Annotated in this window: 16 protein-coding genes; 9 read left to right on the forward strand and 7 right to left on the reverse strand. The window is 63.8% G+C overall.

The genetic code is table 11. From position 1 onward, the window contains the following. Genes NA29_RS25640 through NA29_RS03155 form a run of 4 tightly spaced genes read left to right on the forward strand, consistent with a single transcriptional unit; the run spans position 1 to position 2002 of the window. Positions 1–231, forward strand: coding sequence for a hypothetical protein (locus tag NA29_RS25640; protein WP_052252477.1), 231 nt, complete (start codon positions 1–3; stop codon positions 229–231). Continuing rightward, the gene (locus NA29_RS03145; protein ID WP_231965127.1) at positions 203–667 is read left to right on the forward strand and encodes an alkaline phosphatase D family protein; all 465 of its coding nucleotides are present in this window, start codon (positions 203–205) and stop codon (positions 665–667) included. Before NA29_RS25640 ends, NA29_RS03145 begins: the two co-directional genes overlap by 29 nt. 5 nt (positions 668–672) lie before the next feature. After that, positions 673–1374 (forward strand): HD domain-containing protein, encoded by a 702-nt coding sequence (locus tag NA29_RS03150; protein WP_052252479.1) that lies wholly within the window; start codon positions 673–675, stop codon positions 1372–1374. Then, a complete protein-coding gene (locus NA29_RS03155; protein ID WP_052252480.1) occupies positions 1349–2002 on the forward strand; it encodes a porin in 654 nt (217 codons plus the stop codon). The genes NA29_RS03150 and NA29_RS03155 overlap by 26 nt, the downstream gene beginning before the upstream one ends. A 35-nt stretch (positions 2003–2037) precedes the next feature. Here the strand turns inward: NA29_RS03155 and NA29_RS03160 are convergent, their stop codons facing one another. Beyond that, positions 2038–2511, reverse strand: coding sequence for an Lrp/AsnC family transcriptional regulator (locus NA29_RS03160; protein ID WP_039395674.1), 474 nt, complete (start codon positions 2509–2511; stop codon positions 2038–2040). 159 nt (positions 2512–2670) lie between these two features. Here NA29_RS03160 and NA29_RS03165 point away from each other — a divergent pair, with 159 nt between their 5' ends. From NA29_RS03165 to NA29_RS03175, 3 genes are all read left to right on the forward strand, one after another. Further along, positions 2671–3939: a Zn-dependent hydrolase gene (locus NA29_RS03165; protein ID WP_039395677.1), complete on the forward strand. Its 1269-nt coding sequence runs from the start codon at positions 2671–2673 to the stop codon at positions 3937–3939. Positions 3940–4014: 75 nt separating this feature from the next. Further along, positions 4015–5247 carry a diaminopropionate ammonia-lyase gene (locus NA29_RS03170; protein ID WP_039402197.1) on the forward strand — a complete coding sequence of 411 codons (1233 nt, stop codon included), beginning with the start codon at positions 4015–4017 and terminating at the stop codon, positions 5245–5247. Positions 5248–5283: 36 nt separating this feature from the next. Continuing rightward, positions 5284–6462, forward strand: coding sequence for a M20 aminoacylase family protein (locus NA29_RS03175; protein ID WP_039395680.1), 1179 nt, complete (start codon positions 5284–5286; stop codon positions 6460–6462). An 18-nt stretch (positions 6463–6480) separates the two neighbouring features. Here the strand turns inward: NA29_RS03175 and NA29_RS03180 are convergent, their stop codons facing one another. Further along, the gene (locus NA29_RS03180; RefSeq protein ID WP_039395683.1) at positions 6481–7227 is read right to left on the reverse strand and encodes a GntR family transcriptional regulator; all 747 of its coding nucleotides are present in this window, start codon (positions 7225–7227) and stop codon (positions 6481–6483) included. Between the two features lie 238 nt (positions 7228–7465). On the opposite strand from NA29_RS03180, the gene NA29_RS03185 reads away from it, so the two are divergent. Further along, positions 7466–8920, forward strand: coding sequence for a 2-hydroxymuconic semialdehyde dehydrogenase (locus NA29_RS03185; protein ID WP_039395686.1), 1455 nt, complete (start codon positions 7466–7468; stop codon positions 8918–8920). 90 nt (positions 8921–9010) lie between these two features. On the opposite strand, the gene NA29_RS03190 is transcribed toward NA29_RS03185, so the two are convergent. From NA29_RS03190 to NA29_RS03200, 3 genes are read right to left on the reverse strand one after another with little or no spacing between them, the layout of a single operon-like run. Beyond that, the gene (locus NA29_RS03190) at positions 9011–10207 is read right to left on the reverse strand and encodes an aminotransferase-like domain-containing protein (protein WP_039395689.1); all 1197 of its coding nucleotides are present in this window, start codon (positions 10205–10207) and stop codon (positions 9011–9013) included. Between the two features lie 32 nt (positions 10208–10239). Beyond that, positions 10240–11739 carry an L-piperidine-6-carboxylate dehydrogenase gene (amaB, locus tag NA29_RS03195; RefSeq protein WP_039395692.1) on the reverse strand — a complete coding sequence of 500 codons (1500 nt, stop codon included), beginning with the start codon at positions 11737–11739 and terminating at the stop codon, positions 10240–10242. 37 nt (positions 11740–11776) lie between these two features. Then, positions 11777–12802, reverse strand: coding sequence for a DUF1338 domain-containing protein (locus NA29_RS03200; protein ID WP_039395695.1), 1026 nt, complete (start codon positions 12800–12802; stop codon positions 11777–11779). A 170-nt stretch (positions 12803–12972) separates the two neighbouring features. Between NA29_RS03200 and NA29_RS03205 the strand changes: the two genes are divergently transcribed. After that, positions 12973–13896, forward strand: a complete 924-nt coding sequence (locus NA29_RS03205; RefSeq protein ID WP_039395699.1) for a LysR family transcriptional regulator — start codon at positions 12973–12975, stop codon at positions 13894–13896. 19 nt (positions 13897–13915) lie between these two features. Here NA29_RS03205 and NA29_RS03210 read toward each other — a convergent pair whose 3' ends face one another. Together NA29_RS03210 and NA29_RS03215 are read right to left on the reverse strand one after the other, a co-directional pair. Further along, on the reverse strand, positions 13916–14563 hold the full coding sequence (locus NA29_RS03210; protein WP_052252481.1) for a YitT family protein: 648 nt from the start codon (positions 14561–14563) through the stop codon (positions 13916–13918). Positions 14564–14702: 139 nt separating this feature from the next. Further along, positions 14703–15800 (reverse strand): branched-chain amino acid aminotransferase, encoded by a 1098-nt coding sequence (locus NA29_RS03215; protein ID WP_039395702.1) that lies wholly within the window; start codon positions 15798–15800, stop codon positions 14703–14705. Between the last annotated feature and the right edge of the window lie 357 nt (positions 15801–16157).

Consider the following 16157-nt stretch of genomic DNA (forward strand, 5'->3'; position numbering starts at 1 on the left):
ATGAAGCGTCGTACCTTTCTCGCCGGCTCGGGCCTTCTGATGGGTGCTCCGGCGGTGATCATCCGGCAGTCGAGCGCGCGCAGCGTATCGCACGGCACCCGCTTTCCGTTCTCGGTCGCCAGCGGCGACCCGACGGCGGAAGCGGTCGTGCCGTTTGCTGAACACGCCAGCGCAGTGGAATGTGATCGCATCGACGGTCAGGATGACGCCATTCGACATGCGGCACAATGACGCCCTTTATCGCTACCTGCAATCGTGGGACGGCGATCCCGCCGAGCGCAATCGCATCCTCGACCAGATCACGGCAGCGCGTGTGCCTAACCCGGTCGCGCTCTCGGGCGACATTCATTCGTACATGATCTCGTCCGTGGTGCGCAATGGGGGTGACGACCCGCGCTCGGCACCGATGACTGAACTCGTGGGCACGTCGATCAGTGCGCAGTGGCCCGAGCCGCTCGACAAACCGATGGTGCAGGGACTGCCGCTGAACCCGCACGTTATTTGCTACGAGGGTCAGCAGCGCGGTTACATGCGATGCACGCTCACGCGCGACTCGCTACTGACCGATCTGCGCACAATCGACTTTACCGACAAGCCCGGTGGCACCGTCCGGACGAGCAAACGCTTCGTCGTCGAGAACGGAAAGACCGGCGCACAGGAAATCTGAACCTCATGAACGCTACACCCCATCCGCTGCTGCAAGCCTTTTGCCCCCATGGTGACGTGATCGCCGCCGTGCTCCGCATCATGGGGGTGTCTGCCGATCAGCAGGAGAGCGACGACGGTTCGCACGACTGGTCGCATCTGATTCGCGTGTGGAAACTGGTGACGCAAATCGCCGCCGACGACCCGGCGCTCGATCTGGAGATGCTGGCCGTGTCGGTGCTGCTGCACGATTGCGTGCAAGTGGAGAAGACGGACCCGCGCCGCGCACAGGCGTCGCGGCTCTCGGCGGAGAAGGCGAGTGAAGTGCTGCGCACGTTGGGGTGGGACGACGCCCGCATCGACGCCACCGCGCACGTTATCGAAGCACACAGCTTCTCGGCGGGGATCGAACCCCTGACGAGCGAGGCGCGCGTGCTGCGCGACGCCGACCGGCTCGATGCCATTGGCGCCATCGGCATCGCCCGCACGTTTTACGTCGCAGGTCGCAACGGCTCACGGCTTTACGATCCACTCGACCCCTTCGCCACGCATCGCGAACTCGACGACCGGCGCTTTGCACTCGATCACTTCGAGACCAAGCTGCTGCACCTCGCCGACGGATTGACGACCGCCACCGCGCGGCGCATCGGAGAACACCGTATCGCCACCATGCGTGCCTACGTCGAGCTGCTGCGCGACGAGATTGCAACGACACGTCCAACGTCCTGATCGCCGTCTGCGCGATGCCGTCCGTGGCGTGGCGGGCGCACAGGCCTCCGGTCAGACGTACAGCGCCGCAGGCTCCTACACGTTCGGCCCGACGCGGGTGGCGGCGGGGTATCTGCACATTGATAACGGCAACGCCCGGGCGACGACGCGTCCGTCGAGCACGACTGACTTTTGCTTCGTGAGCGCTGTGAACCGCGCGTACGCCAGTGCGAAGTCCATCGACACCTACCGCGCAGGGGGACGTTACACGCTCGGCAACGTTACGCTCGGCGGCTATTACAGCCAGTCGTACTACAACGTGGATGCCGCTTCGACTTTCAGAACGACGCAGCGCTACGACAGCTATGGCGTCTACGCCGTGTGGCAGATTTCGCCAGCACTTGCTGTGCAGACGGGCTACGACGACCTGAGCGCATCGGGGGATTCGGCGGCGCAGTACCACCAGGTCAGTGCGGCGGTGGATTACAGCCTCAGCAAGCGCATGGACCTCTTCTGTGTGGTGACATACGCGCACGCCACGGGGTACAACGGCATCGGTCCGGCACAGGCGGCAATTGCCACCGTCTACGTCGACGCGGGCGTGAGCTCGCAGATGTATGTCACCGCAGGCGTGCAGCATAAGTTCTGAGCCGTCACGCCATCATTTCAGCGCCGTCGTCGGGTTCAGCCTGCGACGGCGTCCAGTGGCACCTCCAGCCCGACCTTCACGTTGCTCATCGAGACGAGCGTCTTGAAGCGTTTGACGTTGTTGCTCTCGAAGAAGAGCGCGCGCGTGAGCGCTGTGTACTGCGCCATGTTCTGCACGACCATGATCACTACGAAGTCGCATTCCCCAGCGACGTAATAGCACTGCTGCACCTGCGGACACGCGAGAAAGCTGCGCTTCATGGCGTCGAGTAGATCTAGGCGCTCGTTCTCGACTTCGACTTCCGTAATGATCGTGAGCGGATAGCCGACCTGCTCCGGGTCGACCAGCGAGACGGTCTTGCGCGTCACGCCTTCCTCCGCGAGCTTCTTGAGCCGCCGGTTCACTGCCGCAGACGACAGATTGATCTGCGCCCCCAGCGCATGCTGAGGTGTTGTCGCATCCTGCTGAATCGCCGCAAGGAGGGCGATGTCGTAACTGTCGAGGCTCATTTGCGCAATAAAAATTCGGTAGAGACGCCTAAAACGCGTAAATCGTACGCGCGCTCCGGAATATTATTCAGGCTGTCCGATGATACTCCGCTAGCGGTGACCCTCCGAAGTCTGTGCCGCAGCGCGCTTTCGCCTCCTACAAGAACAACCGACCGCCTCATGTCCGACACGAAAACCCCCGCGCTTCGCCTGAACGGGCCCGTCCTGCTCCAACAACTCCGCGAACTCGGCGAGATCGGCACCGATCCCGTCGCAGGCGGGCGCACGCGCGTTGCGCTGACCGACGACGAGAAGGCTGGCCGCGATCAGGTCGTCGCGTGGATGCGCGCGCTCGATCTCGATGTGCAGATCGACCGCATCGGCAACATCTTCGGCACGCTGCCCTCGGCGACGAAGGATGCGTCGGGTGAAATGCCCCGCCCGCTCATGATGGGCTCGCACATCGATACGGTCGTCAATGCCGGTGCACTCGACGGATGCTACGGCGTGCTTGGCGGCCTGGCCGTCGTGCGCGCGTTTCGCGACGCGGGCATCGCGCCGTCGCGTCCGATCACGGTGGCGGCCTTCACCAACGAGGAGGGCGCGCGTTTTCACCCCGACATGATGGGGTCGCTCGTACACGCGGGCGGGCTGCCGGTGGACGAAGCGCTCGACGCCATCGGCACCGATGGCGCGCGTCTGGGCGACGAACTGGTACGCATCGGCTACGCCGGTGACATGGAACCTGGCACCCTCGTCCCCCACGAATATCTCGAACTGCATATCGAGCAGGGTCCGATTCTCGAAGCCGAGGGGTTGGAGATCGGCGTCGTCGAGAACTTGCAGGGCATCTCGTGGCAGCAGATCACGGTGCAGGGCAACGCCAACCATGCGGGCACGACCCCGACGCGTTTACGTCACGATGCTGGCTATGTGGCCTCGGCGACGGTGACCGAGTTGCGCCGCATTGCCGTCGAATCCGGCACGACGCTCGCGACCGTGGGCACGATGAAGTTCGAGCCGAGTGTCATCAACGTGATTGCGCGCCGTGCAGTGTTTACGGTCGACATGCGCGATCCGAGCGAACAGCGTCTTGCCGAGAGCGAAGCGCGTCTGGCCGATTTCCTGACGAAGATTGCGCAGGCTGAAGGTGTGCGCATTTCGACGGAGCGTCTCGCGCGCTTCACGCCGGTCGTCTTCAACGCCGAATTGGCCGATGTGATCGAAGCCTGCGTGAAGCGTCGCGGTCTGTCGTACAAACGCATGACGTCGGGCGCAGGACACGACGCGCAGATGATTGCGCGCATTGCCCCGGCCGCGATGATTTTCGTGCCGAGCCGTGGTGGCATCAGCCACAACCCGCGTGAACATACCGACGACGACCAGCTGGTGCGCGGTGCCGAGGTGTTGCTCGACGTTGTCGCGCAACGATTGGGCGTGTCGCAGTAAATCAGCGGCTGCACTCAGGAAAATCCAGCTACATCCCGCAATTCCGGAGCCCCCCCAATGCCCCCGATGCCCCCACTGCTTTACGTCAACCCGCACGCCACGCGCGCACCGTACCCGGCCGAGCTTCACGACATCATGAGCATCGCTCGTGCACAGCAGAGCCGTGAGTGGCTTGCGCACTGGGACGGACTGACACCCGGCGCTACGCCGCTGCGTTCGCTGCCGGACCTGGCGGCGTCGGTCGGTGTGCGCAGCGTGCTGGTCAAGGACGAAGCGCTGCGCTCCGCACTCGGCAGTTTCAAAGCGCTGGGCGCACCGATTGCCCTCGTGCGATTGTTGCTGAGTCAGTTCGACGGGAAGGGTTTCAACGCGAAGTCGCTGCTGAGCGGCGAGCATCGCGACGCGCTGGCCGGTTTCACGGCGATCAGTGCGACGGACGGCAACCACGGTCGCGCGCTGGCTGCTGCTGCGCAAAGCATCGGCTGCCGCTGTGTGATCGTTCTGCACGCGCATGTCAGCGAAGAACGGGAGCAAGCGATCGCGGCATATGGCGCCGAGATCGTGCGCATCGCAGGCAATTACGATGACTCCGTCGAAGAGGCGGCGGCGCTGGCATCGCGTCACGGCTGGCATGTCGTCTCGGATACGTCCTACGATGGATACGAAGTCATCCCGCGCGATGTCATGCAAGGCTACGGCACGGTGGCGGCGGAAGTCTCGGAAGCGCTGGATGGCGATGCGCCGCAAAAGGATTCGGCCAGCCCCGTCACGCATGTCTTTGTGCAAGGCGGAGTGGGCGGGCTGGCAGCGGGTATCGTGAGCTATCTGTGGGAGCGCTGGGGCGTGTGGCGGCCGACGTTCGTGGTCGTCGAGCCCGAGCAGGCGGACTGTCTGTATCAGAGCGCCATCGCCGGGAAAGCCGCGTCGGCGTCCGGATCGGTCGATTCCGTGATGGCCGGGCTGGCGTGCGGCGAGACGTCACCGCTCGCGTGGCGTTTCCTCCAACCGTCCGTCGACGCGTTCATGACCGTCACCGACGCGCAGGCAGTCCAGGCGATGCAGCGTCTCGCACGCGGCACCGACAACGATGTGCCATTCGTCTCCGGGGAGTCCGGTGCGGCCGGGCTGGCGGGGTTGATGCTGGCGGCAGCCACGCCAGCGATGGCGTCGGCGCTCGGCCTCACGTCGGACTCGCGCGTGTTGCTCATCAGCACCGAGGGCGCGACGGCTCCGTCCGTCTATGCCGAACTGGTTGGCGAGCCTGCCACGTCGGTCGAGGCGCGTCAGCAGGCGTGGCTCGCACGCTAATCTCGTTATCCATCAAGCCTATTGCCGGAGCCACGTATGAGTCACGACACCGCACAAGAGACGTATTTCGCCACGGCGCTGACCGGATGGCGGCATGCGTTCCATCGTCAGCCGGAAACGGGCTTCGAGGAAGTCGGCACCTCGCAGACGGTGGCCACGATTCTGGAGAGCCTCGGACTGGACGTGCATCGCAATATCGGCGGCACGGGGATCGTGGCGAATCTGCGCGTCGGAGACGGCAAGGGTGCGATCGGCATTCGTGCCGACATGGATGCGTTGATGATCGACGAGAAGGCGCCGGGTCGCGACTATGCGTCGCAAGTCCCGGGCAAGATGCACGCCTGCGGCCACGATGGGCATATGTCGATGGTGCTGGGGGCGGCGAAGCTGCTCGCCGAGTCGCGCGACTTCAACGGCACGGTACGCTTCATTTTCCAACCCGCCGAGGAACACGGTCGCGGTGCAAAGGCGATGATTGCCGATGGGCTGCTCGAGCGCTTTCCCATCGACGCGATCTACGGTATTCACAACATGCCGGGCATTCCGACGGGACGCATTGCCACGCGCGTGGGCGGCATCATGGCCAGCGAGGACAACTTCGTCATCCGGATTCGTGGCAAGGGCACGCACGCGGCGCGGCCGCACATGGGTGTCGATCCGCTGGTGATTGGCGCACAGATTGTCGTGGCGCTACAAACGGTGGTGTCGCGCAGCGTCGACCCGGGACTGTCGGCAGTGGTGTCGTGCACGGAGTTCATCACAGACGGCATTCGCAACGCGATTCCGACGAACGTCGAGATCCGGGGCGATACGCGCAGCTACACGCCAGACGTACAGCAACTGCTCGAAGCGCGCATGCGCGACATCTGCATGGGCGCGTGCGCGATGCACGGTGCGCACTGCGAGTTCGAATACACGCACGAGTTTGCGCCGACGATGAACTGGGCCGAGAACACGGCGCTGGCCGTACGTGCGGCCCGAACGGTGGCAGGCGAGGGGATGGTGGATGCGGAGATCGCGCCGGTGATGGCGTCGGAAGACTTCGGCGTGTTCTTGCAGCATGTGCCGGGGAACTTCGCGTTCATCGGCAACGGCAGCGGCGACGAACCCGGCGCGATCCCGCTGCACAACGCCTGCTACGACTTCAATGACGCGATCCTGCCGCTCGGTGCGCGTTACTTTGCGCAGATCGTGCGCGAAAGCTTGCCGCGCTGAGGGGCTGCGCTTGCGGGCTTAGCGCACGGCCGCGAGTGGCACCGTTCCGGCGTTGATCACGGCGTCGGGCAGCTCGCGAACGGCTTCCAGCGTCTTTCGGATGTGCGCGGCGAGCAATGTTGCCGCGCGGTCGGCGTCGCGGGCGAGGCAGGCGTCGAAGATCGCCTGATGTTCTTCATGGACGTCGCGCGGCACTGGACGGTGCGTGATGGACAGACGTCGATAACGTTCGGACTGGCGGTAGAGAATCGCCAAAAAATGGTGCAGCCAGCGCGACGGGCAAGCACGAATCAACACCTCATGAAACGCGCGGTTTCGCGTTTCCCACTGGGCAAACTGCCCGACGTCCTGCTCGCCATCCTTGCCCAGCCGCTCCTCGGCGAGCGTGAGCAGATGGAACGCGCTCGTCAGGTCGGCTTCCCACGCATCGTCTCCCAACGCGACCGACTGGCGTAGCGCCTCGGTCTCCAACTGCACGCGTGTCTCGGTGATGTCGATGAAATCGGCCAGCGAGATCGGCGTCACCCGAAAGCCGCGATGGCCATGCTGGACGACGAGTGCGTCCGCCACCAGAAGCGCCAGCGCTTCGCGCAGCGTCCCCGCGCCCACTTCGTACCGATCCTTCAGATGCTCGACGCGTAGCTTCTCGCCGGGCGCGAGATGCCCCTCGACAATGTCGCTGCGCAGACGCATGTAGGCGCTTTGCGCCAGCGTGGCGTCGGCCGCCGGGGCAGTCTGGGAGGCGGGGGCGGTCGGGCTATGCATGTGTCAGGCGGTCTGGACCTGTGAAAACGGGTGCCGAGAGTATAAGCGGCTTCTTTCGGATTGTCGCCAAATCGTCAAATAATCGAGATAAATAAAAATTCTCGAGAAAATGTTGACGAGAATCGGGCGACGGATTTATCGTGTGCTCCATGCCGACGTCAGCGCTTTGCCCGTTATTGGGTATCGGGTATCGGGTGATGACGCTCATCCGAATCCAACCAGACAGAGAACGTGAGACATGAAGGATTTCCAGAACTTCATCAACGGTGAGTGGGTGTCCAGCCCGCGCACCTTCGAGAACCGTAATCCGGTCGACAACAGCGTGATCGGGCTCGTCCACGAAGCCGGACGTAGCGAAGTCGATGCCGCCGTGCGTGCCGCCCGCGCTGCGCTTCACGGCCCGTGGGGCAAGATGACCGTCGCACAGCGCGTGGAACTGCTGCACGCGGTGGCCGACGGCATCAACCGCCGCTTCGACGACTTCCTGGCCGCCGAGATTGCGGACACCGGAAAACCGCACGGACTGGCGAGCCATCTCGACATCCCGCGCGGTGCGGCGAACTTCAAGGTGTTCGCCGACATGATCAAGAACGTGCCGACCGAGTCGTTTGCGATGACAACGCCCGACGGCGGCAACGCGCTCAACTACGGTGTGCGCACGCCGCGCGGTGTGATCGCCGTCGTCTGCCCGTGGAATCTGCCGTTGCTGCTCATGACGTGGAAAGTCGGCCCTGCGCTGGCGTTCGGTAACACCGTGGTCGTGAAGCCGTCGGAAGAAACGCCTGCGACCGCCACGCTGCTCGGTGAGGTCATGAACGAAGTCGGTGTGCCGCCGGGGGTCTATAACGTGGTGCACGGCTTCGGGCCGGACTCGGCGGGTGCGTTCCTGACCGAACATCCGGGTGTGAACGGCATCACCTTCACGGGCGAGACGCGTACCGGCGAAGCGATCATGAAGGCCGCCGCGAATGGTGTGCGTCCGGTGTCGTTCGAGCTGGGCGGCAAGAACCCGGGCATCGTGTTTGCGGACGCCGATTTCGACAAGGCCGTTGCGGGCATTACGCGCTCGGCGTTCGACAACAGCGGTCAGGTGTGTCTCGGCACGGAGCGCGTGTACGTGCAGCGTCCGATCTTCGAGCGCTTCGTAGCGGCACTAAAGGAGCGCGCGGAATCGCTGAAGATCGGTGATCCGTACGCGCAAGGCACCACCTTCGGCCCGCTCGTGTCGCAGGTGCATCGCGAGAAGGTGCTGTCGTACTACGCAAAGGCGCGTGAAGAAGGCGCGACGGTCGTGACCGGTGGTGGTGTCCCCGACATGCCCGCGTCGATGAAGGACGGTGCGTGGGTGCAGCCGACCATCTGGACAGGACTTCCGGAGACCGCGTCGGTCATCCGCGAAGAGATCTTCGGGCCGTGCTGCCACATCGCGCCGTTCGATACGGAAGAAGAAGTGATTGCGATGGCGAATGCCACGCCTTACGGGCTGGCCGCGACGGTGTGGACGTCGGACGTCAGCCGCGCACACCGCATGGGGGCGGCGCTGGAAGTGGGTGTGTGCTGGATCAACGCGTGGTTCCTGCGTGATCTGCGCACGGCGTTCGGCGGCGCGAAGCAGTCGGGCATCGGACGCGAAGGTGGCGTGCACTCGCTGGAGTTCTACACGGAGCTGCGTAACGTCTGCGTGAAGCTGTAAGCGCTGACGCCGCAGCCACATCAACGTCAAGGGCCTCGCAAACCGTCCTGTCAGAGACGGCCTGCGAGGCCCTTGTCATGATGCCGCGATTTACTTGCCCGTCGCGTCCATCGCACGTGCGAGACGTGCCACGCCTTCTTCAATCGCTGTTACGGCCGGGGCCGCGAACGACAGACGCAGCGACGCTTCGTCCGCGTTGTCGGCAAAGAACGCCGTGCCCGGTACGAACAGCACCTTTTCGGCAATCGCGTTCGGCAACAGTGCACTCGTCTTCACCGCCGCCAGACGCGCCCACACGAACATGCCACCCTGCGGCGCGTGGAACTGAATCGCATCGCCAAGCTTGTCGCGCAAGGTGTTGCACATCGCTTCGCACTTGAGACGGTAGGCTTCGGTGATCTTCGGCAGATGCCGCGTGAGCGACCCTTCCGCAAGGTACTCGGCAGCGACGGCTTGCGTCCACGGCACGCTGCACAGATCGACCGTCTGCTTGGCGACGACACAACGTCGCGCAATCTCGGGCGGCGCGACCGTCCAGCCCACTCGCAAGCCAGGCGCGACGATCTTCGACAGGCTGGAGAAATGCACCACCCAGTCGCGCGATCCCGGCACTTCGGCCGTCAGACCGAGCATCGTCGGTACGGCTTCACCGGAGAAGCGCAGATCGCCGTAAGGATCGTCTTCGACGATCACGAAGCGGTATTCCACTGCCAGCTTCAGCAACGCAATACGGCGTTCGCGCGAGAGCGTGGCCCCGGTCGGATTTGCAAACGTCGGCACCGTGTAGAGCAGCTTCGGCACGGCGATCTTGCCGTCGCGCAGCAGCGCGCTCAACTGAGCGACATCGAGACCGTGCGCATCGACCGGCACCGTGACGATCTTTGCCTGTTGCAGACGCAGCGCCTGCAACGTTGCCGGATAGGCGGGCTGTTCCGTCACGACGACATCGCCCGGGGCGACCATTACGCGCAGCAACAGGTCGAGCCCCTGCTGCGAGCCGGTCGTCACCAGCAATTCCTCCGACGCACAAGGTGCGCCGCGTTGCGCCATCAGCGCGATGATCTGCGCCTTGAGTTCCGCGAGGCCGTCGGTCGGGCCGTATTGCAGGCAGCGCGTCGGCTGAGCGAACGCACGGGCCTGTGCGGCGGCCAGACCGTCGACGTCGAACAGATCGCTCGCCGGATAACCGCCGGCGAACGAGATCATGCCCGGCTCGGACAGGTATTTGAACAATTCGCGAATCGGCGAGCCTGCCGGATTCGCGAAGGGAGTCGTGAAGTCGTACATGTCGTGGTAAATGTCGGTCGGCTACCGCGACTTCACTCGATCGAGAAGTCGATGCCTTGCGCGAGCGGCAGGGCAGACGAGTAGTTCACCGTGTTCGTCGCGCGGCGCATATAACCCTTCCATGCATCCGAACCCGACTCGCGGCCACCGCCGGTTTCCTTCTCGCCGCCGAACGCGCCACCGATTTCTGCGCCGCTCGGTCCGATGTTGACGTTGGCGATACCGCAGTCGCTACCGGCTGAGGACGTAAAGCGCTCGGCTTCGCGCAGGTCGTTCGTGAACACGCACGACGACAGGCCATGCGACGACGCGTTGTTAGCGTCGATGGCTTCGTTGAAATCGCTGTACTTGAGCACGTAGAGAATCGGCGCGAACGTTTCCGTCAGCACGACTTCCGTTTGCGACGGCATTTCGACGATGGCCGGTTTCACGTAGAAGCCGCCTTCGTTGCCCGCCACCGCATGACGTTCACCGCCCGTCACCTTGCCGCCTTGTGCACGCGCCTGATCGAGCGCGCCTTGCATGCGCTTGAAAGCGCCTTCGTCGATCAGCGGGCCCATCAGCGTGCCGCGCTCAAGCGGGTTGCCGATGGCGACCTTGCCGTAGAGCGTCTTCAGACGCTCGACGGTCTTGTCGTACACGCTCTCATGCACGAACAGGCGGCGCAGCGTGGTGCAACGCTGACCGGCGGTGCCCACCGCCGAGAACAAAATGCCGCGCAGGGCCAGTTCCGGGTTGGCGCTTTCGGTCACGATACCGGCGTTGTTGCCGCCGAGTTCGAGAATCGAACGGCCGAAGCGGCGAGCGACTTCCACGCCGACCTTGCGACCCATTTCGGTGCTGCCCGTGGCGCTCACGATGGCCGAGCGCGGATCGGCGACGAGCGCCTCACCCACGTCGCGACCACCGATGATCAGCGCGGTCAGGCCTTCCGGCGCGTCGCCGAATTCAGCAATCACTTCTTCCATCAGCTTGTTGACGGCCAGCGCGGTCAGCGGCGTCTTTTCCGACGGCTTCCACACGACGGCATTGCCGCACACCAGCGCCAGCGCAGCGTTCCACGACCACACGGCGACCGGGAAGTTGAAGGCGGAGATGACGGTGCACACGCCCATCGGATGCCACGTCTCGGCCATGCGGTGGCCGGGGCGCTCCGAGGCGATCGTCAGACCGTACAGTTGACGCGACAGGCCGACGGCGAAATCGCAGATGTCGATCATTTCCTGCACTTCGCCCAGACCTTCTTGCAGGATCTTGCCCGCTTCGAGCGTGACGAGCGCGCCCAGTGCCTGCTTGCGCTCGCGCAGCTTTTCGCCAAGCAGACGCACCAGTTCGCCGCGACGCGGGGCGGGCACGTTGCGCCATGCCGTGAACGCCTTGTGCGCGCGCGCGAGGGCGGCTTGTGCGTCGACGACAGACGCGCTGGCCACGCGGCCGATCAGTTCGCCGTTGATCGGCGAGTGCACGGCGATGTCGCCTGCTTCGGCCAGTTTGGCAATACCCAGTTCGTTGAGGATGGAGGTCGCGTTCACGTTAATACCCTTATGGAATTCAGCGTTGATTCGTTGATTACTTGGCGTTGGCCGTCATCTTGAAAATGCCCTGCGCGTTACCGGCATCGAAGCGAAGATCGATTTTCCAGCAGCGTTTGGCGGTGTCGTACTCGCGGTGACGCGTGATGAATTCGTAGAACGAACCCGGCACGTCGCGGGTGACCGTTTCACCGTTCTTGCCACGGAACTCGCGACGCACGGTGTCGGCGCGATAGGCCGTCTGGAACACACGGCCCGAGCGCGAGCGCTCGACTTCGGGTTTCATCGGGCGGCCCTTGGCCTTCTCGGCGTCCGACAGCGCGAACACGTCTTCCACGCGGTCGGTGGCGTGGTTGAACGCATTGCCTTCGGTGGAAATCCACGCCATTTCGGCCGATTCTGCCAGCAACAGCTCGTAGTCCGCCTCGCTCGGCACGTCGTGCTGACGCGCAAATGCGCCCACGATCACCGGCAGCAGCGCCTGCGCGCTTTCCAGCGGCAGCGTGCCGTCGCGCTCCAGTTCCCACAGCTGCCCGACGGCCGCCGGTGTGAGCGGGTCTTTCGAGGTGCCGACGACGCGCGACACGGCTTGCTGGAACGTCTCCGAGAAACGCTCGGGATGCAGTTCGCTCACGAAGAATTGCGAAATCTCCTCGGGAGCGTCTTCATGCGCGTAGGCGCGGCCCGTCATGCCGAGGCGATCCAGTGGATAGCGGCCGTTGAGCTTGAAACCCAGCGGACGCAGGATGCGCGTGAACGCCGCTTCGCCCGGCGGCAGCGCACCGTTCTGGTCCCAGCGCACGGTGCGCAGCGCGCCGTGATCGAAGTAGACGCCACCCCCGGCGGCAATCGCCTCCTCGGTGTAGGTGCGACCGTTTTGCGAGCGCGCGAGCAGCCCTTCGAACAGCGCCATGTTCATGGCTTGTGCCAGTTCGGCGCGCGTGACGCGCCCCGGCTCGAAGTCGGCCAGGATCGACGGCGAATTGAGCGTGGTGAAAAGCGCGTCGGTACGCGCCTCCCCGATCAGGGAAACCAGCAAGGACTGCACGTTGGCGTTGCGCATCAGGTTGTCTCGCAGGGGGACGCCGTCTCGTGCGGCATCACAGGGTGAAGGTGTCAGGGCATGGCATGCGGCGTACCGTCATGCCTTCTTGCAGTGACTGCATTATTGGAACGGATGCGTCTCGCGTAAAGCGAGATAAAATTGCCACTTAATGCGTTTTTGGAATCAACATGCGCAAATTCAAGACCCCCGGCACGGCGGCGCTGCTGGCGTTCGAGGCGGCGGCCCGGCACGAAAGCTTTACCCATGCGGCCCGCGAGCTGTTTCTCACCGAGAGCGCGGTGTCGCGCCAGATCGCCACGCTGGAGACGCAGTTGGGCGTGCGGTTGTTCGTGCGCGCCAAGCAGCGCGTGGTGCTGACCCGCGCGGGACGGCTTTATGGCACGCAGGTGCGCCGTACGCTCGAACAACTGGATCGCGACACCCTGTCCATCATGGCCCACGGCAGCGGCGGCGGCTCGCTGGAACTGGCGGTCCTGCCAACGTTCGCGTCAGAGTGGTTGATTCCAAGAATGAAAGACTTCGACGACCGGCATCCGGATGTTCGCGTGAACATGGGCGTTCACACCGACCTCTTTACGTTCGACGAGACACACTTCGAGGCGGCCATCCATTTCGGCCAGCCGACATGGCCGGGCACGTCGTCGGACTATCTGTTCGGGGAAGAAGTGGTGCCGGTGTGCCGTCCGTCGATCCTGAAAGGACCGGTGCGCACTGCGGCAGATTTGCTGACGTATCCGTTATTGCATTCGACGACACGTCCGAGCGCTTGGTCGCAGTGGTTTGCGGAGCAGCGCGTCGAGGACCATCGGGCGTTGCAGGGCGTGCGCTACGAGCTTCACACCATGCTCATTGCGGGTGCGGCGGCGGGGTTGGGGATTGCGCTGGTGCCGAAGTTCTTCGTTGAGGGACAGTTGGCGACGCTCGGCCTCACAATTCCGTTCGACGTGAAGAGCGTGGCCGAGTCCGCCTACTATCTCGTCTATCCGACGGAACTGACGCACGGGCAGCCACTCAGCGTTTTCCGCGAGTGGCTGCTCGATCAGGCGAAAGCGTATCGGCCGACGTACCGTCCGGACTATCGCCCCGCCTGATGGTGGACGACGCGATCGATCAGCGTCCCGTGTAACGCCCCGGCTTATGCCACGCAACGACCATCGCGCTCATGGCGATGGCCGAGATGGCGGACCAGGCGACGCGTCCGGCTGGCATCGTGGCGAGCGACGCGATCAGAATCGTCGTGTCGATGCACACTTGCGTGATACCGGCATTGATGCCGCGCTTGCGTTGCAGCCACAGCGTGACGATGCCGGTGCCACCGACGCCCGCCCCATGTCGCGCCAACGCCAGAATGCCCATGCCACACAGCGTGCCACCGACGAACGCGGCGAACAGCGGATTGACGAAGGCGATGTCGAACGTTTGCGGCATGGCCGCGAGGGCGAAGGTAATGCCGAAGCTCGCGACGGTGGATTTTAGCGCAAAGCGCGCGCCCATCGTGAAGTACGCGAACAGGAAGAACGGAATGTTCACCAGCGTAAAGATGGTGCCCACCGGTAGCGGAAAGACGTAAGAGGCGAGCAGTGCGATGCCAGCCACACCGCCGGTAACCAACCCGGCAGCCTTGAGCAGCACCAGACCGACCACCACAAATGCCATGCCGATGACCATCGCATAGATGTCTTCGAGCACGGAGTGCGGCACACCGATTGTGTCGGCTGCTGCAATAGCGCCGGATACAGCGCCCGTATCGTGTTTCATGATCAGTAAGTCAGGAACGACAGGACGGCGCGCCCGGCTCTCCTGATGCCGGAACGCGCCGCCGAAGATTTCCCGCGTCGCTGTCTCGGGCGACGCGCAGCTTCACAGCTTGTAATGTAGTGACTGTCTTAACGCGCGATTACGCGACGTGGTGGACCCACTGGAACGGATCGGCGACCTTGCCACGTTGAATGCCCGTGAGCTGATCGCGGATACGCTTGGTGACCGGGCCTTCACCGCCGTCGGCGATGTTGAATTCGCCGTTGGCGTGACGCACCTGACCGATGGCCGTCACGACCGCAGCCGTGCCGCACGCAAACGTTTCCTTCACACGGCCGCTGGCCGCATCGGCCTGCCACTGTGCGAACTCATACGGCGTTTCGTTGACGGTCATGCCTTCGCGGCGTGCCAGTTCGATGATCGACGCGCGGGTGATGCCCGGCAGGATCGTGCCGGAGAGCGGCGGCGTCTGGAGCGAGCCGTCGTCCATCACGAAGAAGACGTTCATGCCGCCGAGTTCTTCGATCCAGCGGTGCTGTGCGGCGTCGAGGAAAACGACCTGATCGCAGCCCTTGGCGCTCGCTTCCGTTTGCGCAATCAGGCTGGCGGCGTAGTTGCCGCCGCACTTCGCAGCACCGGTACCGCCAGGCGCTGCGCGCGTGTACTGGTCCGAGACCCACACCGTCACAGCCGATTTGCCGGGCTTGAAGTAAGGACCGACCGGGCAAGCGATCACGCAGAAGATGTATTCATGCGCGGCGCGCACGCCCAGAAAGCTTTCCGAGGCAAACATGAACGGACGGATGTAGAGGCTGCTGCCTTCCGAGCCCGGGATCCATGCACGGTCGATGTCGACCAGCTTTTCCACGGCTTCGAGGAAGACGGCTTCCGGCAGATCGGCCATCGACATGCGCTGGGCCGACTCGCGGAAGCGCTTGGCGTTGGCTTGCGGGCGGAACAGCGAGATCTTGCCATCTTCGCCGCGATAGGCCTTCATGCCTTCGAAGATTTCCTGCGCGTAGTGCAGCACGGCGCACGCCGGATCGATCTGGAACGGGCGGCGGGCTTCCACCTTCGCGTCATGCCAGCCGCGGCCTTCGGTCCAGCGGATCGTAACCATGTGATCCGTGAATACGCGGCCGAATACCGGGTTCGCCAGTGCGGCGGTGATCTGGTCGGCAGGGGTGGGGTTGGCGTGCGGCTCCACGACAAAACGCAGTTGGTTATCGGCGCTCATGTTTCTTCAAATGTCTCGGCAGAGGTGGCTTTAGTCGACAGTGCCGTTAACGTAAACGGCAGGTCGCTATTTTCCTCCTTTCGGGGCCTGCCTGTCGACTGAATTCACCGCTTCTCCCGTCACTACGGGCTTTCGGACGATATCGCGCCGAAAATTATCGGAATTTGGACGATTTTTGCAAGAAAAGTGCGCGATTTGCCGAAAGTTGCGTGGACGCAGGTCTGCCACGAAACTGCGGTGTCGCAGGGTAACAGTGTGTAAAAAAACATTTCAGGTCACAGGCCGACCGACACTCGACATTTAATATCTAAGGCGCATGATGTCGGGAACGTCCCCACGGTCGATGTACGTACCCCC

Origin of the sequence: Pandoraea sputorum (assembly GCF_000814845.2) — a bacterium.
GTDB lineage: Bacteria > Pseudomonadota > Gammaproteobacteria > Burkholderiales > Burkholderiaceae > Pandoraea > Pandoraea sputorum.

What these genes read in the sequence shown, in the direction of transcription:
- NA29_RS25640 (WP_052252477.1), top strand. Translation starts at nt 1, where the DNA reads ATGAAGCGTCGTACCTTTCTCGCCGGCTCGGGCCTTCTGATGGGTGCT.
- NA29_RS03145 (WP_231965127.1), top strand. Translation starts at nt 203, where the DNA reads ATGACGCCATTCGACATGCGGCACAATGACGCCCTTTATCGCTACCTG.
- NA29_RS03150 (WP_052252479.1), top strand. Translation starts at nt 673, where the DNA reads ATGAACGCTACACCCCATCCGCTGCTGCAAGCCTTTTGCCCCCATGGT.
- NA29_RS03160 (WP_039395674.1), bottom strand. Translation starts at nt 2,511, where the DNA reads ATGAGCCTCGACAGTTACGACATCGCCCTCCTTGCGGCGATTCAGCAG.
- NA29_RS03165 (WP_039395677.1), top strand. Translation starts at nt 2,671, where the DNA reads ATGTCCGACACGAAAACCCCCGCGCTTCGCCTGAACGGGCCCGTCCTG.
- NA29_RS03175 (WP_039395680.1), top strand. Translation starts at nt 5,284, where the DNA reads ATGAGTCACGACACCGCACAAGAGACGTATTTCGCCACGGCGCTGACC.
- NA29_RS03180 (WP_039395683.1), bottom strand. Translation starts at nt 7,227, where the DNA reads ATGCATAGCCCGACCGCCCCCGCCTCCCAGACTGCCCCGGCGGCCGAC.
- NA29_RS03185 (WP_039395686.1), top strand. Translation starts at nt 7,466, where the DNA reads ATGAAGGATTTCCAGAACTTCATCAACGGTGAGTGGGTGTCCAGCCCG.
- NA29_RS03190 (WP_039395689.1), bottom strand. Translation starts at nt 10,207, where the DNA reads ATGTACGACTTCACGACTCCCTTCGCGAATCCGGCAGGCTCGCCGATT.
- NA29_RS03200 (WP_039395695.1), bottom strand. Translation starts at nt 12,802, where the DNA reads ATGCGCAACGCCAACGTGCAGTCCTTGCTGGTTTCCCTGATCGGGGAG.
- NA29_RS03205 (WP_039395699.1), top strand. Translation starts at nt 12,973, where the DNA reads ATGCGCAAATTCAAGACCCCCGGCACGGCGGCGCTGCTGGCGTTCGAG.
- NA29_RS03210 (WP_052252481.1), bottom strand. Translation starts at nt 14,563, where the DNA reads ATGAAACACGATACGGGCGCTGTATCCGGCGCTATTGCAGCAGCCGAC.
- NA29_RS03215 (WP_039395702.1), bottom strand. Translation starts at nt 15,800, where the DNA reads ATGAGCGCCGATAACCAACTGCGTTTTGTCGTGGAGCCGCACGCCAAC.